Genomic DNA, 20,675 nt, shown 5'->3' with positions numbered 1-20,675 from the left:
TCACTTCTGGAGACTGTTCCCATGAGCGCCATTGTTGACATCGTCGGCCGAGAGATCCTCGACAGCCGCGGCAACCCCACCGTGGAATGCGACGTGCTGCTGGAGTCCGGCGTGATGGGCCGTGCCGCCGTGCCGTCGGGCGCGTCGACCGGTTCGCGCGAAGCCATCGAACTGCGTGACGGCGACAAGTCGCGCTACCTGGGCAAGGGCGTGCTCAAGGCCGTCGAGCACATCAACACCGAGATCTCGGAAGCGGTGCTGGGCCTGGACGCGTCGGAGCAGGCCTTCCTCGACAAGACCCTGATCGACCTGGACGGCACCGAGAACAAGAGCCGCCTGGGCGCCAACGCGATGCTGGCCGTGTCGATGGCCGTGGCGCGCGCCGCCGCGGAAGAGTCGGGCCTGCCGCTGTACCGCTACTTCGGCGGCATGGCCGGCAACCAGCTGCCGGTGCCGATGATGAACGTGATCAACGGCGGTGCCCACGCCAACAACTCGATCGACCTGCAGGAGTTGATGATCATCCCCGTGGGCGCGCCGTCGTTCCGCGAGGCGCTGCGCTGGGGCGCGGAGGTCTTCCACGCGCTGAAGAAGATCATCGACGCCAAGGGCATGTCCACCGCCGTCGGCGACGAGGGCGGCTTCGCCCCCAACGTCGAGAACCATGAGGCCGCGATCCAGATGATCCTGGAAGCGATCGACAAGGCCGGCTACACCGCCGGCGAGCAGATCGCGCTGGGCCTGGACTGCGCCGCCAGCGAGTTCTACAAGGACGGCAAGTACGTGCTGGAAGGCGAAGGCGGCATCCAGCTGACGGCCGAACAGTGGACCGACATGCTGGCCACCTGGGTCGACAAGTACCCGATCATCTCGATCGAGGACGGCATGGCCGAAGGCGACTGGGACGGCTGGAAGCACATCACCGAGAAGCTGGGCAACAAGGTGCAGCTGGTGGGCGACGACCTCTTCGTCACCAACACCAAGATCCTGAAGGAAGGCATCGACAAGGGCATCGCCAATTCGATCCTGATCAAGATCAACCAGATCGGCACCCTGACCGAGACCTTCGCCGCCATCGAGATGGCCAAGCGCGCCGGCTACACCGCCGTGATCTCGCACCGTTCGGGCGAGACCGAGGACTCGACCATCTCCGACATCGCCGTCGGCCTGAACGCCGGCCAGATCAAGACCGGCTCGCTGTCGCGCTCGGACCGCATGGCCAAGTACAACCAGCTGCTGCGCATCGAGGAAGACCTGGGCGACGTCGCCGTGTACCCGGGCCGTGCCGCGTTCTACAACCTGCGCTGAGCATTGGCGCGGACGCCGCCCCGTCGAGGGTCGGCCACCCAAGGGGCGAGTCCATCGGGCTCGCCCTTTTTCGTTGCCGGATGCGTCGGGAACGCCACGGATCCCCGTGAATCCGGGGCTCGTGCGGGCGCCCTGGGCACGTGCCGTCGTGCGAGGCGGCTACACTCGCGGCCTGTGAAAGCCCTGGCCATCGTCCTCACCGCCTTCCTTGTCGCCATCCAGGCCCAGCTCTGGTTCGGCAAGGGCGGTCTGGCCCGTGGCGTCCAGCTGCGCGCCGAGCTGCGCGAGCAGGCCGAGGCCAACGAGAAGGCCCGTGCGCGCAATGCGCAACTGCAGGCCGAGCTGCTCGACCTGCGCGAAGGCCTCGAGATGGTCGAGGAAAAGGCCCGCATGGAACTGGGCATGGTCAAGCCGGACGAGGTCTTCGTCCCGCTGCGCCGCTGAACTTCCACACTTCCTGCATGCTCTCGCGGATGGATGCGCTGCTCGGGCCGTTGACGGCCGTCCTCGATCAATCGCTCAACCGGGCCCTCTCGCCTGCATTCACCGCGCTGGGCAGTCCCATCAGCTGGCTGGAACTGGTGGCCTTCGTGCTCGCGATCTGGATGGTCGTGTGCAACATGCGGGTGCAGGTGCTGGCCTGGCCTCTGGCGCTGACCAGTTCGCTGCTCTACTTCCTGCTGTTCTGGAGCGGCAAGCTCTACGGCGAGGCCTCGCTGCAGCTGCTCTTCGCCGCGCTGGCGCTGTGGGGCTGGTGGCAGTGGCTGCGCGGCCGCACCGCTGAAGGCGACACGCTGCATGTGCGCACGCTCGGCCCGAAGGGCCGCGTCACGGCGTTGCTGGTCACGCTGGCCGCCTGGCCGCTGCTCGGGCTGTTCCTGCAGCACCGCACCGATTCCCCCCTCCCCTATTGGGACGCCCTCCCCACGGTGGCCAGCATCACCGGCCAATGGCTGCTGGGCCGCAAGTACCAGGAGAACTGGCCCGTCTGGGTGATGGTCAACCTGGTCAGCATCGGGCTCTTCGCGCTGAAGGGCTACTGGCTGACGGTGGTGCTGTACGCGGTGTTCGTGCCGATGTCCGTGGCGGGCTGGCGCGCCTGGCAGCGACAGCTGCGGCCGGCGACGGTCGCCGCCTGATCCGGCGGCCACCCGTCGTCGCCCTCGCAGGCCCTCCCCATGACGCTGCACATCGCCCTGGTCGGCGCCGAGAGCACCGGCAAGAGCCAGCTCGGCATGGCCCTGCTCGATGGTCTGCGGTCGCAGACGCGGCTGCGCTGCGCGCTGGTGGGTGAATACCTGCGCGAATGGTGCGACCGCGAGGGCCGCACGCCGCGCCCCGACGAGCAGCGAGCGATCGCCGAGGAGCAGTGGCGCCGCGCCGGGGCCGCCGCCGTCGACCACGACCTGGTCCTGCACGACACCACGCCGCTGATGACCGCGGTCTACAGCGAGCAGCTCTTCGATGACCGCTCGCTCTACCCCTTCGCATTGCAGGTCCAGGCCCGCATGGACGCGACCCTGCTGATGGCGCTGGACCTGCCGTGGGTCGCCGACGGCCTGCGCGATGGTCCCCATGCGCAGCAGCCCACCGATCGCCTGCTGCGGCGCGCGCTGCGCGATGCCGGCCTGGGTTACAGCCTGGTGAGCGGCAGCGGGCCCGAGCGGCTGCAGCAGGCGCTGAACGCGCTGGGGCCGGTGCTGCGCCCTCACCTCGGGCGCGCGGACGGTCTCTTCGGCCGGTTGCTCCAGCGCGGGGAGAGCCTGGGCGGCGACTGGTCCTGCGAGCTCTGCGACGACCCCGCCTGCGAGCACGCCAGCCGCACCGCCGCGCGTCAGGCCAGCGATCCAGGGCGCGATCCCGCGTCGGACTGAACGCGGCGCTCACGGCATCGCCACAGGGTCGAGGCACAATCCGCCGTTTCGCGGTCCGCAAACATTTGCGAGCTCGCCATTCCACGGTAATCCGGCGTTCCAGGAGCCTGCCCCGATGAATCGTCCTTCCGTGCGCCGCCCGCTGGGCGCGCTGTCGATGCTGCTGAGCGCGGCGCTGCTCGCCGCCTGCGGCACCCTGAGTTCGACCGGCCCCCAGGCGCCGCTGCCGCCGTCGCTCGAAGCGCCCACGGCGCCGGCCAAGGCCGCCACCGGCTCGGTCGCGGTGAAGGTGCTGGCGATCAACGACTTCCACGGCAACCTGCTGCCCCCGGCCGGCGGCATCAAGCTGCCCGACCCGCACAACCCCGACAAGACCATCACGCTGGAAGCCGGCGGCGCCGAGCGCATGGCCACGGTGGTCGCACAGATCAAGGCGAAGAATCCCAACCACGTGTTCGTGGCCGCGGGCGACCTGGTGGGCGCCAGCCCGCTGCTGTCGGCGCTGTTCCATGACGAGTCGACGATCGAATCGCTGGGACTGATGGGGCTGGACATCTCCTCGGTGGGCAACCACGAGTTCGACCAGGGCATCACCGAGCTGCTGCGCAAGCAGCGCGGCGGCTGCCATCCCAAGGACGGCTGCAAGGGCCCCACCGAGTTCAAGGGCGCGAAGTACCAGTACCTGGCCGCCAGCACCATCGACGAGAAGACCGGCCAGTCCGTGCTGCCCGCCTACGCGATCAAGCGCTTCGACGGCGTGCCGGTGGGCTTCATCGGGCTGTCGCTCAAGGGCACGCCGGAGCTCGTCAGCCCGACCGGCATCCGTGGCCTGCGCTTCGACGACGAGGCCGACACCATCAACCGCATCGTTCCCGAGCTCGAGCGCCAGGGCGTGCACGCCTTCGTCGTGCTGATCCACGAGGGCGGCTATCCGAGCGGCGGCATCAACGACTGCCCGGCGATCTCCGGCCCCATCGTGGACATCGTCAAGAAGCTGGACAAGCGCGTCGGGCTGATCGTCTCTGGCCACACGCACCGCGCGTACAACTGCCGCATCGACGGCCGCCTGGTCACCAGCGGCGACAAGTACGGCACGCTGGTCACCGAGATCGACCTGACGCTGGACCGCGCCACCGGCACCATGACCGAGGCCCGTGCCAACAATGTCGTGGTGCGTCCGGAGACCGCCAAGGACCCGCGCCAGACGCTGCTGATTACCAGCTACCAGCAGGTCGCGCAGCCGCTGATCGAGCGCCCGGTGGGGTTCCTCGCGCAGGCGCTGAGCAAGGACGGCGAGGACCGCAGCGACGGCGGCGGCACGACGATGGGCCAGCTCGTGGCCGATGCGATGCTCGCGGCCACGCGCGCGCCGGAGAACGGCGGCGCGCAGGTCGCCTTCCAGAATGTCGGCGGCGTGCGCACCGGCCTGATCCATCGTCCGGACGACAGCGTCACCTTCGGCGACCTGTTCGCGGCGCTGCCGTTCTCGAACGCGCTGGTGGTCGTGGAAATGTCGGGCGTCCAGTTGCAGCGCGTGCTCGAGGAACAGTGGTGGGCCGGCGACGCGAAGTGGCTGCCGCTGCAGACCTCCCAGGGCTTCAGCTATCGCTGGGACAAGCGCCGTCCGGTCGGCTCGCGGGTGGTGCCGGGCAGCATGATGCTCGAGGGCCGCGCGATCGCGCCCGACCAGAAAGTCCGGGTCGCGATCAACAGCTTCCTGCAAGTCGGCGGCGACAGCTTCAAGACGTTCACCGAAGCGCGCTTCCTGCAGACCGGGCCGATGGACGTCGACGCGCTGGAGGCCTACTTCAAGGCGCAGGGCACGCAGCGGGTGAAGGCCACGGCCCTGGACCGCGCGGTGCGCGTCGATCAGCCCTGAGGCACCCGCAAGCCGGGGCCGGCCCGCAGGGCGATGTGAGGCTCACTGGACCTGCCGGGAGCCGGGGGCCTGGTTCTGCGGGTCGGTGAACAGCTCGCCGACATCGACCGCGTCGAAGACGTAGTGGTTGCCGCAGAACTCGCAGCCGATCTCGACGCCGCCGAGCTCCGCCAGCACCTCGTCCACTTCCTGGCGACCCAGGCCCAGCAGCATGCGGCCGACGCGCTCGCGCGAGCAGGTGCAGGCGAATCTCGGGTACTGCGGATCGAAGCGGCGCACCGTCTCTTCCCAGAACAGCCGGCGCAGGATGGTGTCGCTGTCCAGCGTCAGCAGTTCCTCGGCAGTCAGCGTCGCGGCCAGCATGCTGATGCGGTTGTAGGCCTCTTCCATCTCCTCGCGCACGACGCCGGAACTGGCGCCCGCCTCGAGGTTGCCCTCGCCCTCGATCGGCAGGCGCTGGATCAGCAGGCCGGCCGCGAGCTGGTCGTTGGCCGCGAGCACCAGCGTGCTCTCGAGCTGCTCCGACTGGCGCATGTAGTGCTGCAGCACATCGCTGAGCTTTTCCAGCGGCTGGCCGTCCGGGCCGCTCAGCGGCACGACGCCCTGATAGGGCTGCTGGCCGGGCAGGCGGTCCTTCGGATCGAGCGTGATCGCGCAGCGGCCCTGGCCGTGGACATTCAGCATCTGCTGCAGCGTGGCCTGGTCCGGCACGTCCTCGCGCGTCTTGGCCGTCGAGCGGAAGCTCATGTCCGGCTGGACCTCGACCACGGCCAGCTTCAGCGGTCCGTCGCCCATCACCTGGAAGATCAGCGCGCCGTTGAACTTGATGTTGGCCTGCATCAGCACGCCCGCCGCCGTCATCTGGCCCAGCAGGTCGCGCACCGCCGGCGTCAGCGGCTCCTTGCGCCGGCCCAGCAGTTCCTTCCAGCTCTCGTCCAGGCGGACCAGCATGCCGCGCACCGGCAGGCCTTCGAAGAGGAACTTGTGGAGCTCGCTCGGCGCGGGCTTGGTGGACGTGGTCATGGGACTCCTTTGAATTCGGGGGATCTGGGGGCGGATTGCGGATCGTCAATGCGGACGAGTTCCTCGGCGTAACGCCGCCCGTTGCGCACGTAATGGGCGGCGCTCATCGCCAGCCCCTGGATCTGCTGCGGGGTGAGCTCGCGCACGACCTTGGCCGGCGAGCCCATGATCAGGCTGCCATCGGGGAAGACCTTGCCCTCGGTGACCAGCGAGCCGGCGCCCACCAGGCAGTTCGCGCCGATGCGCGCGCCGTTGAGCACCACGGCGCCGATGCCGATCAGCGCGTTGTCCCCGACCGTGCAGCCGTGCAGCATCACCTGGTGGCCGACGGTGACGTTGCGCCCGAGCCTGAGCGGCATGCCGGCGTCGGCGTGGAGCACGCTGCCGTCCTGGATGTTGCTGCCCGCGCCGATGGTGAGGTGGTCGCTGTCGCCGCGCAGCACCGCGTTGAACCAGATGCTGACGTCGTCCTCGAGCGTGACGCGGCCGATGACCTGCGCGCTTTCGGCGATCCAGACGCCGGCGCCGAGTTCCGGCGTGTGTTCGCCGAGGCGGTAGACGGCCATGCGTTTCTCCAAAAGGGATAATTCTACGAATGGAACTTCGAACCCGCGCGCTGCAGGTCCTTCTGATCGCGGACCCGCAGGCCAAGGCGGCAGCGGCCCGGGCGCTGCACGCCGCCACGACGGCTGCGATGGCCCCGATCGCCTCGCCGTCCGCCCCGACCGCCGGCGCTGGCGCGCCCATCGCTGCTGTCCCCGCGGTCTCGCTCGACACCACCGCCGTCCTCGTCCCCGACGCCGAACCGCCCGGCCGTCCGGCGCGGCCGCGACTGGTGGCCGCGCTGCAGGTGGCCTCGCGTTCGCCGTACACGCCGGAAGGTCGCGCGGCGCTGCTGCACGCGATCGCCCACATCGAGTTCAACGCGATCAACCTGGCGCTGGACGCGGTCTGGCGCTTCGCCGACCTGCCGCGCGCCTACTACCTCGACTGGCTGCAGGTCGCGGCCGAGGAGGCGCTGCACTTCAGCCTGCTCGACGAGCACCTGCGCAGCCTGGGTCGCGCCTATGGCGACTTCGACGCGCACGACGGCCTGTGGACGATGGCGATGCGCACCGCCGGCGATGTGCTCGCCCGCATGGCGCTGGTGCCGCGCACGCTGGAGGCGCGCGGGCTGGACGCGACGCCGCCGCTGCAGGCCAAGTTCGCCAAGGCCGGCGATGCGCGCGCGGTGGAGATCCTCGACGTGATCCTGCGCGACGAGGTCGGCCATGTGCGCATCGGCAACCACTGGTACCGCCACCTGTGCCGCGAGCGCGGCCTGGATCCGGTGGCGCTCTACCCCGAGTTGGTCGAGCGCTTCGAGGCGCCGAAGCTGCGCCCGCCCTTCAACCTCGAGGCCCGCGGCGCCGCTGGCTTCAGCGACGAAGAACTGGCCTATCTCCGCTCATGAAGGCTGGCGCGAAGCTGCGCCCCGGCCGGCCCCACGCGATCGTCGACACTCCCGACCCATGACCCGCATCCAAGCCAACCTGCTGCTGACCCTCATCGCGATGATCTGGGGCTCGGCCTTCGTCGCCCAGGCCCACGGCATGGAGAGCATCGGGCCGATGATGTTCACCGGCATCCGTTTCCTGATCGGCGCGCTGGTGGTGCTGCCGCTGATCGTGCGGGAGCGCCGCACGCCCGGCGCGACGGTGCTGCGCGGCGGCGATGGGCTCAAGATCATGGGGCTGGGCGCGCTGCTGACGACCGGCGCGGCGCTGCAGCAGATCGGCATCCAGTACACGACCGTCACCAACGCCGGTTTCCTGACCGCGCTGTATGTGCCGCTGGTGCCGCTGCTGGGCTGGCTGCTGCTGCGCCATCTGCCGCACTGGTCGGTATGGCCGGGCGCGCTGGCGTGCCTCGTCGGTGCCTTCCTGCTCTCGGGCGCGCATCAACTCGACATCGGCCTGGGCGACGCCTGGGTGATCGCCTCCGCGCTGCCCTGGGCGGTGCATGTGCTGCTGGTGGGCGGGGTCGCGGACCGGATGAACGCGCCGTTCACCGTCGCCGGCGGCCAGTTCCTGTTCTGCGGCGTGGTGGCGCTGGCCTGGGCGCTGTGCTTCGAGTCCTGGAGCTGGGCCGGCATCCAGGCCGCCGCCGGGCCGATCCTCTACACCGGCGTGCTGTCGGTGGGCATCGCCTTCACCGGCCAGGTGGTGGCGCAGCGCTATGCCCACGCGGCGGACGCCGCGATCATCCTGTCGTCCGAGACCCTGTTCGCCGCCGTCTTCGGCTACCTGATGATGGGCGACCGGCTCGACGCCGCCGGCTTGCTGGGCTGCGCGCTGATCCTCGGCGCGATGCTGCTGATCCAGCTGCTGCCGATGCTGCGCGTGCTGCGGCCGCGCGCGGCCTGAGCGCCGCCGGCCCGGCTCAGTCCAGCGGAAACGCGCTGGACTTCTTCACCGTGCGCAGCACCAGCATGGAGTTCGCCTTGGCCACACCGGGCAGCTGCATCAGCACATGGGTGTGCAGGCGCTCCAGGTCCTCGGCGTCCCGATAGGCGAAGCGCAGCAGGTAGTCGTTGCTGCCGGCGACGTAGAAGCAGTCCAGGATCTCCGGCGCATCCTTGACCGCCTGTTCGAAGGCGGCCAGCGCGGCCGGCGTCATCCGCTCGACGTTCACGATCGTCCAGCTCGTCCCCGGCTTGCCGATCGCCTTCGGGTTGAGCAGCGCGACCACGCGATCGATGACGCCACTGTCCTCCAGCCGTTTCACCCGCCGCAGGCAGGCCGACGGTGACAGATGGACCTGCTGGGCCAGGTCCTGGTTGGAGATCCGCGCGTCGCGCTGCAGGACCGCGAGGATCGCGCGGTCGATCGCATCCAGTTGCACTTCCTTGATCATGGACGGCATTGTGTTCGACGAACCTGCCTTCTGGCCGCATGGGATTGCGTCGTTGCGGGTTTACCCGCCGCCGGAACGCTCACCGATTGCGCGCCGGCTTGCCTAGACTGCCCCGATCGATCACCCGCGCCCAGCGCGCCGCCCCGGGAGCCCCGCCATGTCCACCCCCGCCCGTCCCGACCTCGACGCCTACTGGATGCCGTTCACCGCCAACCGGCAGTTCAAGCAGTCGCCCCGCCTGCTGACGCGCGCGGACGGCATGTATTTCACCGATGACCAGGGGCGGCAGATCCTCGATGGCGTCGCCGGCCTGTGGTGCGTGAACGCGGGTCACAACCGGCCGCGCATTGTGCGGGCGATCCAGCAACAGGCGGCGGAGCTGGACTTCGCCCCGCCTTTCCAGATGGGCCATCCCAAGGCCTTCGAGCTCGCCTCGCGGCTGGCCGACATCGCGCCCGCCGGCATGAACAAGGTCTTCTTCACCAACTCCGGCTCGGAGTCGGTGGAGACCGCGCTGAAGATCGCGCTCGCCTATCACCGCGCGCGGGGCGAGGGCCAGCGCACCCGGCTGATCGGCCGGGAGCGCGGTTATCACGGCGTCAACTTCGGCGGCATGTCGGTCGGCGGCATGGTCGCCAACCGCAAGATGTTCGGGACGCTGCTGGCCGGCGTCGACCATCTGCGCCACACCCACGACATCGCCCGCAACGCCTTCAGCGTCGGCCTGCCGGCTCGTGGCGCGGAGCTGGCCGACGACCTGGAGCGCCTGGTCGCGCTGCACGACGCGTCGACGATCGCGGCGGTGATCGTCGAGCCGGTGGCCGGCTCGGCGGGGGTGCTGATCCCGCCGCAGGGCTATCTGCAGCGCCTGCGCGAGATCTGCGACAGGCACGGCATCCTGCTGATCTTCGACGAGGTCATCACCGGCTTCGGCCGCACCGGCAACGCCTTCGCCGCGCAGACCTTCGGCGTGACGCCCGACCTGATGACCGTCGCCAAGGGCCTGACCAACGGCTGCGTGCCGATGGGCGCCGTCCTCGCGCAGCAGCGCATCCACGACGCCTTCATGACCGGGCCGGAGCACGTGATCGAGTTCTTCCACGGCTACACCTACTCGGCGCATCCGCTGGCCTGCGCGGCTGGCTTGGCCACGCTGGACACCTATGCCGACGACGGCCTGCTCACGCGGGCGTCGGAGCTCCAGGGCTACTTCGCCGAACAGCTGCATGCGCTGCGCGGCGAGCCGCATGTCATCGACGTGCGCAACCTCGGACTGGTCGGCGGCGTCGAACTCTCGCCGCGCGCCGGGGAGCCGACCCGTCGGGCCTTCGAGACCTTCCTCGACTGCTGGCAGCAAGGCGTGCTGATCCGCACCACCGGCGACATCCTGGCACTGTCGCCGCCGCTGATCGCGGAGCGGGAGCACCTCGACCGCATGATCGACGCGATCCGCGTGGCCTTGCGTCGCCTGAAGTAACCCCGCCCCGGTCGCGACGTCGCCGCCGCGGCCTCGGGCATCATCCCGCACCATGTCCAGCGCCACGACCGACCCGCATGCCACGCCCGCCGAGGCGCTCCCCCCGTCCGAGCGCCTCGGTCATCCCGGCCTTCGCGACCATCACGGCCACCACGTCCCGTGGCTCTCCTACCTGAGCCTGGCCGCCAGCACCAGCGTGATCGGCAGCTACGTCGGGCTGTCCAAGCTGCTGGTCCTGGTCTTCCCGGTCTTCCTGCTGGCCTTCCTGCGCTTCGGCATGGCCGCCGTGTTCATGCTGCCGTGGCTGCGGCGCGGACCGGCCGAGGCACCGCTCTCCGGCCGCACCCGCTTCCTGCTGTTCCTCGAATCCTTCTTCGGCAACTTCCTGTTCTCGATCTGCCTGCTGTTCGGGATGAAGCACAGCTCGGCCGTCGTGGCCGGCGTGATCATGGCCGGCATCCCGGCGACCGTCGCGCTGATGAGCTGGCTCTTCCTGCGCGAGCGCATCGCCCCGCGCACGCTGGCCGGCATCGCGATGGCCGTCGGCGGCATCGCGCTGGTCGCGCTCAGCAAGCACGGCGACAGCGCGGGCGCGCAGACCTCCGGCTGGGGCGCGCTGCTGCTCGTCGGCGCGATGTGCTGCGAGGCCAGCTACGTCGTCATCGGCAAGCGGCTGACCGCCGATCTGCCGCCGCGTCGCATCAGCGCGCTCATCAACCTCTGGGGCCTGGTGCTCGTCACACCGCTGGGCCTGTGGCAGGCCATGGACTTCGACTTCGGCGCCGTCGCGGTGAAGGACTGGGGCCTGCTGCTCTTCTATGCGATCGCCGCCAGCACCATCACGGTCTGGCTCTGGATGAAGGGCCTGCAGCACGTCAGCGCCGCCAAGGCCGGCGTGTTCATGGTGTTCCTGCCGGTGTCGACCGCGCTGGTGGGGCTGGTCTTCCTCGGCGAGCGCATGAACGCCATCCAGCTGGTGGCCTATGCGCTCGCGCTCGGCGGCGTGATGCTGGCCACCTGGCCCGCCCGAGCGCCGCGCTGACCGCGCCGCCCGCCCCGCCGGTCCCGCCGCTCCAAGAGGCGCTGCCTCGCGGCCCTCGCTCTTGCACGACCAGACCAGTCGGACCATCGAGCGCCACCGGTCTTTGTCTAGTTTTACTACCAATGTAATACCATTTAGGGATTCACCCGCTAAGATGGGTAGATCGAAGTTGCCCGGGGCACTTGCTTCCGGACCGCCACATCCCTGCCGATGAACGCGAACGCCCCTGCTCCGGCCCTCACGCCCCCGCTTCCCACCGTCGCCGCCGCCACCGCCAGCCAGGCGGACTGGGAATCCTGGATCGGCAGCTGGTATGCCCTCCTGAGGCAGTCGCCGCGTACCGGTGTCAGTCCTTTGGCGGCGTCGGCCGCCCCCGTCCGCACCGGCCACGCCACGCAGCGCCCCCCGCTGGTCCTGGTGTTCGCCCCCCATCCGGACGACGAATGCATCGTCGGCGCGCTGCCGCTGCGGCTGCGCCAGGAAGCCGGCTGGCGGGTGACCAACATCGCGGTGACGCTGGGCAGCAAGCAGCAGCGCCGCGCCGAGCGCTGGACCGAACTGGGCGCCGCCTGCGACGTGCTGGGCTTCGACCTGCGCCTGCTCGCCGCCGACGGCTTCGAGCAGGTCAAGCCTGAAGCCGCCGCCGCGCGCACGCCGCTGTGGCAGGAGCAGGTCCGGCTGGTGGCCGAGCTGCTGGCCGCCGAGCGGCCCGCGCTGATCCTGGTCCCCCACGCGGGCGACGGCATTCCCACCCACATTGGCGTGCACCTGCTGGTCAGCGAGGCACTGGCGCGGGCCAGGCTCAGCACCGTGTTCGCGCACACCGAGTTCTGGGCCACCCAGCCCGCTCCGACGACGCTCGTCGAAACCGGCCAGCGCGATACCGCGCGGCTGGTGCGGGCGCTGGCCTGCCACCACGGCGAGGTCGCCCGCAATCCGTATCACCTGCGCCTGCCGGCCTGGATGGCCGACAACGTGCGCCGCGGCGGCGAGCTGCTGGCCGGCGCGGGCGAGGCGCCGCCGGACTTCGCCTTCGGCACGCTGTACCGGCTGACGCGCTGGGTCGACGGCGCGCCTGTCGGCGACCTGCCCAACAGCCATTGGTCCTGCGAGACGCCGCTCGACCCGGCCGCCCTGCTCGGCGCCTGAGCGCTCCCCGATCCACGGCGGAGCCGGCACCGAAGCCTCGCCGTCCCGGGACGAGCTCGTTCACAGCCACAACCTGCGCTCATCCCCGCCGCCGTTTTCGGCATGCGCGGGGCGCACGCCGGAGCGCCGGGCGGGCCTATGCTTCGCGCTTCCCCTCGTCGAGCCCCTCCTTCCCGCCATGAGCGACGCCACCACCGCCCACCCGACCCACCTCCGCGTCCACCAGTTCGCCGGCCTGCAACCCGGCCCCAAGCTGCTGGTGACGGCCGCGGTGCACGGCAACGAGGTCGCGGGCGTCGGCGCGATCCAGCGGGTGATGGCGATGCTGGACGAAGGCGCGCTGACGCTGCGCAAGGGCACGCTGACGATGATCCCCATCGTCAATCCGCTCGCGCATCGCCTGCAGCGCCGCGAGGGCGAACGCAACCTCAATCGCAACCTGCGGGTGAATCCGATCCCGCAGGACTTCGAGGACCGCATCGCCAACCGCCTGTGCCCGTGGATCGCCGCCAGCGACGTGATGCTGGACCTGCACAGCTTCAACAACCCCGGTCCGGCCTTCGCGATGCTCGGCCCGCGCGACAACGACGGCGATCTCGAGCCCTTCCGCCACCAGGCCGCCGAGAGCGCGCTGGCGCTGGCGGTGGGCACCTCGCGCATCGTCGAGGGCTGGCTGTCGACCTATGCGCTCGGCCTGACGCGCCGCGCCGAGCGGGCCGGCGACGGCTCGCGCCGCATGGCGCTGCAACAGGACCCGCATTACGGCGTGGGCACCACCGAATACATGCGCAGCACCGGCGGCTACTGCATCACCCTGGAGTGCGGCCAGCATGCCGACCCGCAGGGGCCGGAGGTCGCCTTCAAGGCGATCCTGCGCACCCTGGTGCTGCTGGGCATGGTCGCGCCGGAGGCCGTCGAGCCGGCCGATCCGAAGCGGCCGGTCGAGCTGCTGCAGCTCTACGAGGTGGTCGACCGCGACAGCGTCGACGACCGCTTCGAACGCCAGTGGGCCAGCTTCGATCCGATCGCCGAGGGCCAGCGCATCGGCACGCGCGCCGACGGCACGCCGGTGCTGGCGCCTTTCGGCGGCCGCATCGTGTTCCCCAACAACAACGCCGAACCGGGTCACGAGTGGTTCTACCTGGCAAAGCCCAGCGACCGCGTGTTGGCTTGAGCTTCTGGCTAGAGTCGCCGGCATGAACGACACCCCCGCCCCGACCGCCACCGCCCTGCCTCCGCTGCGCATCGACTTCGTCTCCGACGTCGCCTGCCCCTGGTGCGCCGTCGGGCTGAAATCGCTGGAAACCGCCCTCACCCGCTTGCCGGACGTGGCCGTGGACCTGCACTTCCAGCCCTTCGAACTCAACCCCCAGATGGCCCCGGAGGGGGAGGACATCGAGGAGCACCTCAGCCGCAAGTACGGCTCCACGACCGAGCAGCGCCAGCAGATCCGCGCGCATCTGCGCCAGCGCGGTGCCGAGGTGGGATTCACCTTCACCGAGGGCGCGCGCAGCCGCGTCTGGAACACCTTCGACGCGCACCGGCTGCTGCACTGGGCCGGCCTGCAGTCCGCGCAGGCGCAACGCGACCTGAAGCTGGCGCTGCTGACGGCGTACCACACGAACGGCCGGAATCCGGGGGATCGCGAGACGCTGCTCGCCGCGGTCCGCGAGATCGGCTTGGACGCCGCCGAGGCCGCCCGCGTCTTCGACAGCGGCGAGTTCGCCGACGACGTGCGCGAGACCGAATCGCTGTGGCTGGGCCGCGGCATCAGCTCGGTGCCCGCCGTCGTGATCAACGAGAAATACCTGATCCAGGGCGGCCAGCCGCCGGAGGCCTTCGAGCAGGCGCTGCGCCAGATCGCGGCCGAGCAGCGCGAAGCCACGGCCTGACGGGTCCGGGCGATTCGCCCCGCGGAACGGCCCGGTCGATCCACGCCGTCAGGAATGCGCACCGGTTGGCAAGGGGGTTGATCCGCGTCCGGACCGGCCGCCGGATTTGAGACAATCCGCCCATCGTTTGAACGGGGCCATGCGTCGTCCGCTTGGCCCCGTTGTCATTCCTGGCGCTTTCGCGCGCCGTCACCGCCTGACGCAGTTTCAAGATGTTCAAGAACCTGATCGTTTACCGCCTGTCCAACGACTGGCAGCCCAATGCCGAGAAGCTCGAGGACGCCCTCGAGAACGAGCGCTTCGCGCCCTGCGGCGCCACCGAAGCCCTCTCGGCCGGCTGGGTGCCGCCGCGCGGCGAGCCCGGCGCCCGGCTGCTGGAAGAGATCGACGGCCACTGGCTGCTGAGCCTGCGCATGGAGAAGCGGGTGCTGCCCGGCTCGGTGGTGCGGGAGAAGGTCGAGGAGATGGTCGAGCGGATCGAGCTCGAGACCGGCCGCCGGCCCGGCAAGAAGCAGCAGCGCGACATGAAGGAGCAGGCCACGCTGGAGCTGCTGCCGCGCGCCTTCACGCTGCAATCGCACCTGCGGGTGTGGATCTCGCCCAAGCAGGGCCTGCTGATGGTGGATGCGGGTTCGATCGGCAAGGCCGACGAGCTGATCACGCTGCTGGTGAAGGCGGATTCGTCGATCAACCTGCACCTGCTGCAGAGCGCCGAGTCGCCGGCGGCCTGCATGGCGGCGTGGCTGATGGACGGCGTGCCGCCGAAGGACTTCGTGATCGACCGCGATTGCGAGCTCAAGGCCGCCGACGAGATGAAGGCGGCGGTGCGCTACGCCCGCCACAACCTGGACACCGACGAGGTCAAGGCCCACCTGACCAGCGGCAAGATGCCGACGCGCCTGGCGATGACCTGGAAGGAGCGCGTGTCCTTCACCCTGACGGACACGATGCAGATCAAGGGCATCAAGTTCCTGGACGTGGTCTTCGACGGGCGGGACAAGCCGGCGAAGGACGAGGCCTTCGACGTGGACGCGGCGCTGGCGACCGGCGAGCTCGCGCAGCTGATCCCCGACATGATCGAGGGCCTGGGCGGCGAGCTGGACTTCATCGGCCAGTCGGCCAAGATCGCGGCGGAGCATGCGCCGGGCGGCGCGAAGGCGCCGGCGGCGGCCTCGACCTCGCCTGCGAAGGATGAGGACCTGGCCACCGAAGCGGCGCCGTGGGAGTGAGGGACCGCGCGCCGCGGTGACCCTCATCCCTCAGAACAGGTCTTGCTGTTCGCCCGCCTGCTGACCGGTGGCCCGCGCCTCGATCGCCAGGATCTTCAGCTTCGTCGCCACGCCCCCCGCGGCGGAAAAGCCGGTGAGGTTCGCCGCCTTGCCGGCCGACGGCGCGCCCATCACGCGGTGGCAGGGCACGATCGGCGCGAACGGGTTGTGGCCCTCCGCGCGGCCGACGGCGCGCGCCGCGCCGGGATGGCCGAGCCGCGTGGCGACCTCGCCATAGGTGAGCGTCTGCCCGACCGGAATGCGCCGCGTCAGCGCCAGCACCTCCCGGTCGAAGGCCGGCACCGCGCTGTCGTCGAGTTCGACCTCGAGCAGGTCGCGCGCCTCGCCCGCGAGCAGCGCCCGCACGCCCTCGCAGGCCGCTTGCACCGCCACGGGGAGCCGCTCGAACGCGGTCACCTCGCGGGCCGCCGGGAAGCGCACCCACATGCGATCGCGGGTCAGCGACGGCGTCTCCTCGGGCAGTGGCGAGCCGACGACGCCACGCTCGGTCCACGCGATGCCGCAGTGGCCGAGCGCCGTCGGATAGCAATGAAAGAAGACCTGGGGCGCCATGACGCGATCCTGATCCGCCGCGCGGTCAACCCGTGGCAGGAGCGGCCCCGACGGGCGGCTTGAACGCAGGATGCTGGCTAGCGATCTCGGCGGCCTGCAGCCGGGCCTCGGTGGCCAGGCGGGCCACTTCGCGCGGCGCCATCGCCTTGAGCTTGTGGTCGGACCATACCTGGCGCCAGCGGCGCGCGCCGGGCAGGCCGTTCCACAGGCCCAGCGCATGGCGCATCGCCTGCGACCACGGCCGCCCCAGCGCGACCTGCCGGTCCAGGTAGGCGAGCCACTGTTCCTCGACCTCCTCTCGTCGGGTGACGAGCGGCTGGGCCTCGCCGAAGAAGCGCTGGTCCCACTGCGCCATCTGCCAGGGCTCGTGATAGGCCTGCCGGCCGATCATCACGCCATCGACGTGGTTCAGTTGCTCGGCGATCTCGTCGTCCGCCTTCAGGCCGCCGTTGATCGCGATCGTGAGCCGCGGGAACTCGCGCTTGAGCCGATGGACCAGTTCGTAGCGCAAGGGCGGGATGTCGCGGTTCTCCTTGGGCGACAGCCCCTGCAGCCAGGCATTGCGCGCATGGACGATGAAGACCTCGCAGCCGGCGTCGGCGACCTGGCCGACGAAGTCCCGGACGAACTCGTAGCTCTCGATCCGGTCAATGCCGATGCGGTGCTTGACGGTGACCGGAATCGAGACGGCGTCGCGCATCGCCTTGACGCCGTCGGCGACCAGCGCCGGCTCGGCCATCAGGCAGGCGCCGAAGGCGCCGCGCTGCACCCGCTCGCTGGGGCAGCCGCAATTGAGGTTGACCTCGTCATAGCCCCACTGCTCGGCCAGCCTGGCGCAGGCGGCCAGATCGGCGGGCTCGGAGCCGCCGAGCTGCAGGGCGACCGGATGCTCCTCCTCGTTGAAGTCGAGGTGGCGCGGCTGGTCGCCATGCAGGATCGCGCCGGTGGTCACCATCTCGGTGTAGAGCAGCGTGTGGCGCGTCAGCAGCCGGTGCAGGAAACGGCAATCGGCTGTCGTCCAGTCCAGCATGGGAGCGACGGACAGGCGCCAAGGGGAAAACATCGAGGACATGGCGGCGGATTATCCCGGAGCGCGGAGATCGACCGGCTTCGACGATGCGCCCGCGCGCCGGGGGCGGCGCTGTCCGTCGTACCATGCCGACCGCTCATGTATCCGTTCCCTCGCCCGTTCCGGAGCCCCTGGCGTCTCCGCGGCTCCGTCCTCGCGCTGCTGATCTCGGCGGGGCTCGTCCTGCCGCCAGCCCAGGCCGCCCGCGAGACGCCACCGGCCCCGACCGCACCGGCGAAGGCGAAGGCGGCGAAGACCACGAAGTCCGCCACCCCGCCCCCCACGAAGACGTCCGGCGCCCAGCCGCGGAAGGCAAGGTCGTCGACGAAGACCCTCAAGACCGCGCAGGCCGCGAAAACAGCGAAAACAGCGAAGACCCCGAAGGCCTCGAAGGCCTCGGCACCCGCGAAGGACGCCAGGCGCTCGAAGGCGACCGGAGCCACCCAGTCGGGTGGCGCCTCGAGCGTGGCGATGGTGGCGGCGACCGCACCGGCCGCCGCGCTCGCGCCGGCGGTGAACGCCGAGGCCACCGACATCGACGATCTGCGCGCGCGACTGGCCGCCCGCACGCTGCTGCTGATGCGGCGCGTCCAGGTCGACGACGTGTCGATCGAGGTCTGGTCCCACACGATGCCGCGCCGGTTCTACGTCGCTGTCCTGCAGCAGGGCGAGGTGCGGCGCACGCTCGTGTCCTCCGACGAGGCCGAGGCCTGGCAACGCTTCGACAGCTTCCGACGCATCGCCGCCGCTGGCGAGGTGGGGCGGCCGGTGCTGCTCGGCCGGATGGCCGATGCGACCGAAGCGGCGCTTCCCGAGCCGCTGCTGCCGGCGGTGCCGCTGACGCCGATCTCCGACGGACCGGACCTGCGCTTCTTCGGCAGCGCGGTGGAGACCCTGCGCCGGCAGCGTTTCGGCGACGAGGTGGTGCGCCTGGTCTGGAGCGCGGAGACGCGGGAGTATTTCGCCGCGCTCACCCGCCACAGCACGGTGGTCATGATGCTGCGCAGCCGCGACGCGGACGATGCCACCCGCGCCTACGACAACTTCCGGCGCCAGGCCGAGGCCCGCGCCGCGCTGCTGCCGGCCGCGAGTTCATCGGCGTCGGCGTCGCCTGTGGCCGCCACCGCCACCGCCACCACGACCATGACCGCTGCTGCTGCTGCTGCTGCTGCTGCTGCGTCGTCACCAGCATCGGCAGCCGCCCGCTGACGCATCGCCAGCGGAAGCGGCGATCAGCCCTTGCGTCGCTGTGACGCGATCAGCCCCACGAAGACGAGGCCCGCAGCCACGCTCGTATGCCCGCTGTAGCTCACCAGCCCCAGGCCCCATCCCTGGGCGCCGACGACGATCGCCAAGCTCGCGATCAGCAGGGCCCAGCCGGTGATCCGCAGCAGGCGCGTCGCGTCGGGCGACAGCGCCCGCCCCAGGACGTCCTGCTGCGCGCGCTCCGTCGCCATCGCCAGCGCGGCGAACGCACCGACGCAGATCAGCAGACTCGCGAGATGGGTCATCATCGCGCCCCCTCCACCGCCGCCGCGGCGTCGGACGCCGGTCGCGACGATGTGCCGGTGGTCCTCGCCCGGCCGGCCTGAGTCCCCTTGGGTCGATGACGCGCGACCCGCATCGCCAGTCCGGCGAGCAGCGCCGCGAATGCCAACCCCACGAGTTCCACGCCGGCGAAAATCCCGTCGCCCTGCGCCAGGCTGCGCCACAGCGCGCGATCCGTCGTCAGCGCATTGAGCACCGGCAGCAACGCCAGCGCCGCGGCGCCCAGCCCGAGCAATTCGATCCAGGCGCGCCGGGGCGGCCGCAGCACCGCATGCGCCAGCGCCAGTGCCCAGACGATGAAGACCACATGGACCTCCCACTCGCCACGCCGGACCAGGTCCAGCGGCAGCAGCCGGTTGGCCCATAGCATCGCCGTCATCGCCAGCGGCAGGCCGGCGATCGCGGCGATGTTGAGCCGCTCGACGATCCGGAAGCCCAGGTGCGGCCGCTGCGGATCGGCCAGCTTCTGACGCCGCTTGACCGTCCACATCACCAGGCCGCTGCCCACCATCGCGGTGCCGGCCAGGCTGACGAGGAAATACAGCCAGCGCGTCGCGCCGTCGCCGAAGCGCCCCAGGTGCAGCCCGACCATCACGCCGCGCGTCTCGGCCGCCGCGCCGACGTCCAACTTCTCCTCGACCAGCCGGCCGGAGACGCCATCGAACAGCAGGTACTGCGGGCTCATCGACAGCCGCCCGCCCTCGCCCCGCGTGATCGCCACGCGCGCCACCGCATCGCCCGGATTGACCGCGGTGACCCGCGCCACGCTGCCCGGGCCCCAGCGGCGCTCGGCCTCGCGCACCATCGCCTCGATCGACGCCAGCGGCGCCGCCTCGCCGGACGGCTTGGCCGGCTGGAGGAAGGCATTCATCTCCGAGGTCAGCTGCCGCTTCATCGCCGGCGAGTTGATGCCGGCCATCTCGGGCCAGGGCATGTAGAGCGTCATCAGCGTCACCAGCCCGGTGTACGTGATCATCAGGTGGAAGGGCAGCCCGAACACCGACAGCGCGTTGTGCGCGTCCAGCCAGGAGCGCTGGCCCTTGCCCCAGCGGAAGGTGAAGAAGTCGCTGAAGATCTTCTTGTGCGTGATCACGCCGCTGACGATCGCCACCAGCATGAACATCGCCGCCAGCCCCGCGAGCCAACGCCCCCAGGGCACCGGCATGTAATGGAACTGGAAGTGGAAGCGATAGAAGAATTCGCCGCCCAGCGTCTCGCGGGCCGCGACCTTCAGGCCGGTCTGCGGATCGAAGTTGGCATCCTTGAAGGCGCGCTTGGCGCCATCCTTCGGCGGCACGCGCCAGAACGCGTTCGCGACCTGATGGCGCTCGTCGGGCAGACGCAGGCTCCACTGGGTCGTGCCTGGCGCGACGGTCTCCAGCGTCCGGGCGATGCGCCCGGCAACGACGGCCGGCTCGGGCCGGTCGGCCTGGTGCGCGATCTCGGGGCGCATCCACTGCGACAGCTCTTCCTTGAAATAGCTGACCGTCCCGGTGAGGAACATCGCGAACAGGAACCAGCCGAGCAGCAGTCCGGTCCAGATGTGCAGGTCGGACATCGTCTGCCGGATGCCGCGCGGTCGGGCCGGGACGCGCTGGCCGACACCGTCGGCGGCGTCGGGGGCGACGTCGCGCTCGACGCGAGGGGTGGCGTCGGGCGCGCTCATGGCGAGACGGCC

At 70.4% G+C, this 20,675-nt stretch carries 21 protein-coding genes; 14 read left to right on the top strand and 7 right to left on the bottom strand.

Features of this window, described 5'->3' with window-relative positions; all coding sequences use genetic code 11:
• Positions 1–21: 21 nt before the first annotated feature.
• From eno to CS062_RS09155, 5 genes are all read left to right on the top strand, one after another.
• On the top strand, positions 22–1,308 hold the full coding sequence (eno, locus tag CS062_RS09175; protein ID WP_099861348.1) for a phosphopyruvate hydratase: 1,287 nt from the start codon (positions 22–24) through the stop codon (positions 1,306–1,308).
• Between the two features lie 174 nt (positions 1,309–1,482).
• The gene (ftsB, locus tag CS062_RS09170) at positions 1,483–1,752 is read left to right on the top strand and encodes a cell division protein FtsB (protein WP_091723656.1); all 270 of its coding nucleotides are present in this window, start codon (positions 1,483–1,485) and stop codon (positions 1,750–1,752) included.
• Between the two features lie 29 nt (positions 1,753–1,781).
• Positions 1,782–2,447: a nicotinamide riboside transporter PnuC gene (gene pnuC, locus CS062_RS09165; protein ID WP_099861401.1), complete on the top strand. Its 666-nt coding sequence runs from the start codon at positions 1,782–1,784 to the stop codon at positions 2,445–2,447.
• A gap of 39 nt (positions 2,448–2,486) precedes the next feature.
• Positions 2,487–3,182 carry an AAA family ATPase gene (locus tag CS062_RS09160; RefSeq protein WP_099861347.1) on the top strand — a complete coding sequence of 232 codons (696 nt, stop codon included), beginning with the start codon at positions 2,487–2,489 and terminating at the stop codon, positions 3,180–3,182.
• A gap of 115 nt (positions 3,183–3,297) precedes the next feature.
• Entirely contained in the window at positions 3,298–5,061 is a 1,764-nt protein-coding gene (locus CS062_RS09155) for a bifunctional metallophosphatase/5'-nucleotidase (protein ID WP_099861346.1), read from the top strand.
• A 42-nt stretch (positions 5,062–5,103) separates the two neighbouring features.
• Here CS062_RS09155 and hslO read toward each other — a convergent pair whose 3' ends face one another.
• Entirely contained in the window at positions 5,104–6,084 is a 981-nt protein-coding gene (gene hslO / locus CS062_RS09150) for an Hsp33 family molecular chaperone HslO (RefSeq protein WP_099861345.1), read from the bottom strand.
• Complete coding sequence (locus CS062_RS09145) at positions 6,081–6,650, bottom strand: gamma carbonic anhydrase family protein (protein ID WP_099861344.1); 570 nt, start codon at positions 6,648–6,650, stop codon at positions 6,081–6,083. The genes hslO and CS062_RS09145 overlap by 4 nt, the downstream gene beginning before the upstream one ends.
• 29 nt (positions 6,651–6,679) lie before the next feature.
• Here CS062_RS09145 and CS062_RS09140 point away from each other — a divergent pair, with 29 nt between their 5' ends.
• Both CS062_RS09140 and CS062_RS09135 read left to right on the top strand, forming a co-directional pair.
• Positions 6,680–7,537: a ferritin-like domain-containing protein gene (locus tag CS062_RS09140; RefSeq protein WP_099861343.1), complete on the top strand. Its 858-nt coding sequence runs from the start codon at positions 6,680–6,682 to the stop codon at positions 7,535–7,537.
• Positions 7,538–7,595: 58 nt separating this feature from the next.
• Positions 7,596–8,489, top strand: a complete 894-nt coding sequence (locus CS062_RS09135; protein ID WP_099861342.1) for a DMT family transporter — start codon at positions 7,596–7,598, stop codon at positions 8,487–8,489.
• A 16-nt stretch (positions 8,490–8,505) separates the two neighbouring features.
• On the opposite strand, the gene CS062_RS09130 is transcribed toward CS062_RS09135, so the two are convergent.
• Entirely contained in the window at positions 8,506–8,979 is a 474-nt protein-coding gene (locus CS062_RS09130) for an Lrp/AsnC family transcriptional regulator (RefSeq protein ID WP_233217994.1), read from the bottom strand.
• Positions 8,980–9,136: 157 nt separating this feature from the next.
• Here CS062_RS09130 and aptA point away from each other — a divergent pair, with 157 nt between their 5' ends.
• The 6 genes from aptA to CS062_RS09100 all read left to right on the top strand — a co-directional run bounded on the left by aptA (position 9,137) and on the right by CS062_RS09100 (position 15,768).
• Positions 9,137–10,456, top strand: coding sequence for an omega-aminotransferase AptA (gene aptA / locus CS062_RS09125; protein WP_099861340.1), 1,320 nt, complete (start codon positions 9,137–9,139; stop codon positions 10,454–10,456).
• A 52-nt stretch (positions 10,457–10,508) separates the two neighbouring features.
• Positions 10,509–11,498 carry a DMT family transporter gene (locus tag CS062_RS09120; protein WP_099861339.1) on the top strand — a complete coding sequence of 330 codons (990 nt, stop codon included), beginning with the start codon at positions 10,509–10,511 and terminating at the stop codon, positions 11,496–11,498.
• 210 nt (positions 11,499–11,708) lie between these two features.
• On the top strand, positions 11,709–12,647 hold the full coding sequence (locus CS062_RS09115; RefSeq protein ID WP_099861338.1) for a PIG-L deacetylase family protein: 939 nt from the start codon (positions 11,709–11,711) through the stop codon (positions 12,645–12,647).
• A gap of 178 nt (positions 12,648–12,825) precedes the next feature.
• Complete coding sequence (locus CS062_RS09110; protein ID WP_099861337.1) at positions 12,826–13,821, top strand: succinylglutamate desuccinylase/aspartoacylase family protein; 996 nt, start codon at positions 12,826–12,828, stop codon at positions 13,819–13,821.
• A 22-nt stretch (positions 13,822–13,843) separates the two neighbouring features.
• The gene (locus tag CS062_RS09105) at positions 13,844–14,539 is read left to right on the top strand and encodes a DsbA family oxidoreductase (RefSeq protein WP_099861336.1); all 696 of its coding nucleotides are present in this window, start codon (positions 13,844–13,846) and stop codon (positions 14,537–14,539) included.
• A 212-nt stretch (positions 14,540–14,751) separates the two neighbouring features.
• On the top strand, positions 14,752–15,768 hold the full coding sequence (locus CS062_RS09100) for a recombination-associated protein RdgC (RefSeq protein ID WP_099861335.1): 1,017 nt from the start codon (positions 14,752–14,754) through the stop codon (positions 15,766–15,768).
• 30 nt (positions 15,769–15,798) lie between these two features.
• Here CS062_RS09100 and CS062_RS09095 read toward each other — a convergent pair whose 3' ends face one another.
• Together CS062_RS09095 and dusA are read right to left on the bottom strand one after the other, a co-directional pair.
• A complete protein-coding gene (locus tag CS062_RS09095; RefSeq protein ID WP_099861334.1) occupies positions 15,799–16,380 on the bottom strand; it encodes a methylated-DNA--[protein]-cysteine S-methyltransferase in 582 nt (193 codons plus the stop codon).
• A gap of 25 nt (positions 16,381–16,405) precedes the next feature.
• Positions 16,406–17,452 (bottom strand): tRNA dihydrouridine(20/20a) synthase DusA, encoded by a 1,047-nt coding sequence (gene dusA, locus CS062_RS09090; protein WP_099861333.1) that lies wholly within the window; start codon positions 17,450–17,452, stop codon positions 16,406–16,408.
• 468 nt (positions 17,453–17,920) lie between these two features.
• Between dusA and CS062_RS09085 the strand changes: the two genes are divergently transcribed.
• Complete coding sequence (locus tag CS062_RS09085) at positions 17,921–18,658, top strand: hypothetical protein (protein ID WP_099861332.1); 738 nt, start codon at positions 17,921–17,923, stop codon at positions 18,656–18,658.
• Positions 18,659–18,681: 23 nt separating this feature from the next.
• On the opposite strand, the gene CS062_RS09080 is transcribed toward CS062_RS09085, so the two are convergent.
• Positions 18,682–18,963 carry a DUF3325 domain-containing protein gene (locus tag CS062_RS09080; protein ID WP_233217993.1) on the bottom strand — a complete coding sequence of 94 codons (282 nt, stop codon included), beginning with the start codon at positions 18,961–18,963 and terminating at the stop codon, positions 18,682–18,684.
• Positions 18,960–20,675: PepSY-associated TM helix domain-containing protein (locus CS062_RS09075; protein WP_438270469.1), on the bottom strand; the 1,716-nt coding region annotated here is incomplete at its 5' end. The genes CS062_RS09080 and CS062_RS09075, both read right to left, overlap by 4 nt.

It is taken from the genome of Roseateles chitinivorans, assembly GCF_002761755.1.
Classification (GTDB): domain Bacteria; phylum Pseudomonadota; class Gammaproteobacteria; order Burkholderiales; family Burkholderiaceae_C; genus Roseateles; species Roseateles chitinivorans.
Note: the sequence above shows the minus strand (reverse complement) of the source record. Positions and strands in the feature narration are given on the sequence as shown.

Excerpts from the sequence above, each read along its gene's own strand:
- eno (WP_099861348.1), top strand. The coding sequence starts at position 22 with ATGAGCGCCATTGTTGACATCGTCGGCCGAGAGATCCTCGACAGCCGC.
- pnuC (WP_099861401.1), top strand. The coding sequence starts at position 1,782 with ATGGATGCGCTGCTCGGGCCGTTGACGGCCGTCCTCGATCAATCGCTC.
- CS062_RS09160 (WP_099861347.1), top strand. The coding sequence starts at position 2,487 with ATGACGCTGCACATCGCCCTGGTCGGCGCCGAGAGCACCGGCAAGAGC.
- CS062_RS09155 (WP_099861346.1), top strand. The coding sequence starts at position 3,298 with ATGAATCGTCCTTCCGTGCGCCGCCCGCTGGGCGCGCTGTCGATGCTG.
- hslO (WP_099861345.1), bottom strand. The coding sequence starts at position 6,084 with ATGACCACGTCCACCAAGCCCGCGCCGAGCGAGCTCCACAAGTTCCTC.
- CS062_RS09145 (WP_099861344.1), bottom strand. The coding sequence starts at position 6,650 with ATGGCCGTCTACCGCCTCGGCGAACACACGCCGGAACTCGGCGCCGGC.
- CS062_RS09140 (WP_099861343.1), top strand. The coding sequence starts at position 6,680 with ATGGAACTTCGAACCCGCGCGCTGCAGGTCCTTCTGATCGCGGACCCG.
- CS062_RS09135 (WP_099861342.1), top strand. The coding sequence starts at position 7,596 with ATGACCCGCATCCAAGCCAACCTGCTGCTGACCCTCATCGCGATGATC.
- CS062_RS09130 (WP_233217994.1), bottom strand. The coding sequence starts at position 8,979 with ATGATCAAGGAAGTGCAACTGGATGCGATCGACCGCGCGATCCTCGCG.
- aptA (WP_099861340.1), top strand. The coding sequence starts at position 9,137 with ATGTCCACCCCCGCCCGTCCCGACCTCGACGCCTACTGGATGCCGTTC.
- CS062_RS09120 (WP_099861339.1), top strand. The coding sequence starts at position 10,509 with ATGTCCAGCGCCACGACCGACCCGCATGCCACGCCCGCCGAGGCGCTC.
- CS062_RS09115 (WP_099861338.1), top strand. The coding sequence starts at position 11,709 with ATGAACGCGAACGCCCCTGCTCCGGCCCTCACGCCCCCGCTTCCCACC.
- CS062_RS09110 (WP_099861337.1), top strand. The coding sequence starts at position 12,826 with ATGAGCGACGCCACCACCGCCCACCCGACCCACCTCCGCGTCCACCAG.
- CS062_RS09105 (WP_099861336.1), top strand. The coding sequence starts at position 13,844 with ATGAACGACACCCCCGCCCCGACCGCCACCGCCCTGCCTCCGCTGCGC.
- CS062_RS09100 (WP_099861335.1), top strand. The coding sequence starts at position 14,752 with ATGTTCAAGAACCTGATCGTTTACCGCCTGTCCAACGACTGGCAGCCC.
- CS062_RS09095 (WP_099861334.1), bottom strand. The coding sequence starts at position 16,380 with ATGGCGCCCCAGGTCTTCTTTCATTGCTATCCGACGGCGCTCGGCCAC.
- dusA (WP_099861333.1), bottom strand. The coding sequence starts at position 17,452 with ATGTCCTCGATGTTTTCCCCTTGGCGCCTGTCCGTCGCTCCCATGCTG.
- CS062_RS09085 (WP_099861332.1), top strand. The coding sequence starts at position 17,921 with ATGGTGGCGGCGACCGCACCGGCCGCCGCGCTCGCGCCGGCGGTGAAC.
- CS062_RS09080 (WP_233217993.1), bottom strand. The coding sequence starts at position 18,963 with ATGATGACCCATCTCGCGAGTCTGCTGATCTGCGTCGGTGCGTTCGCC.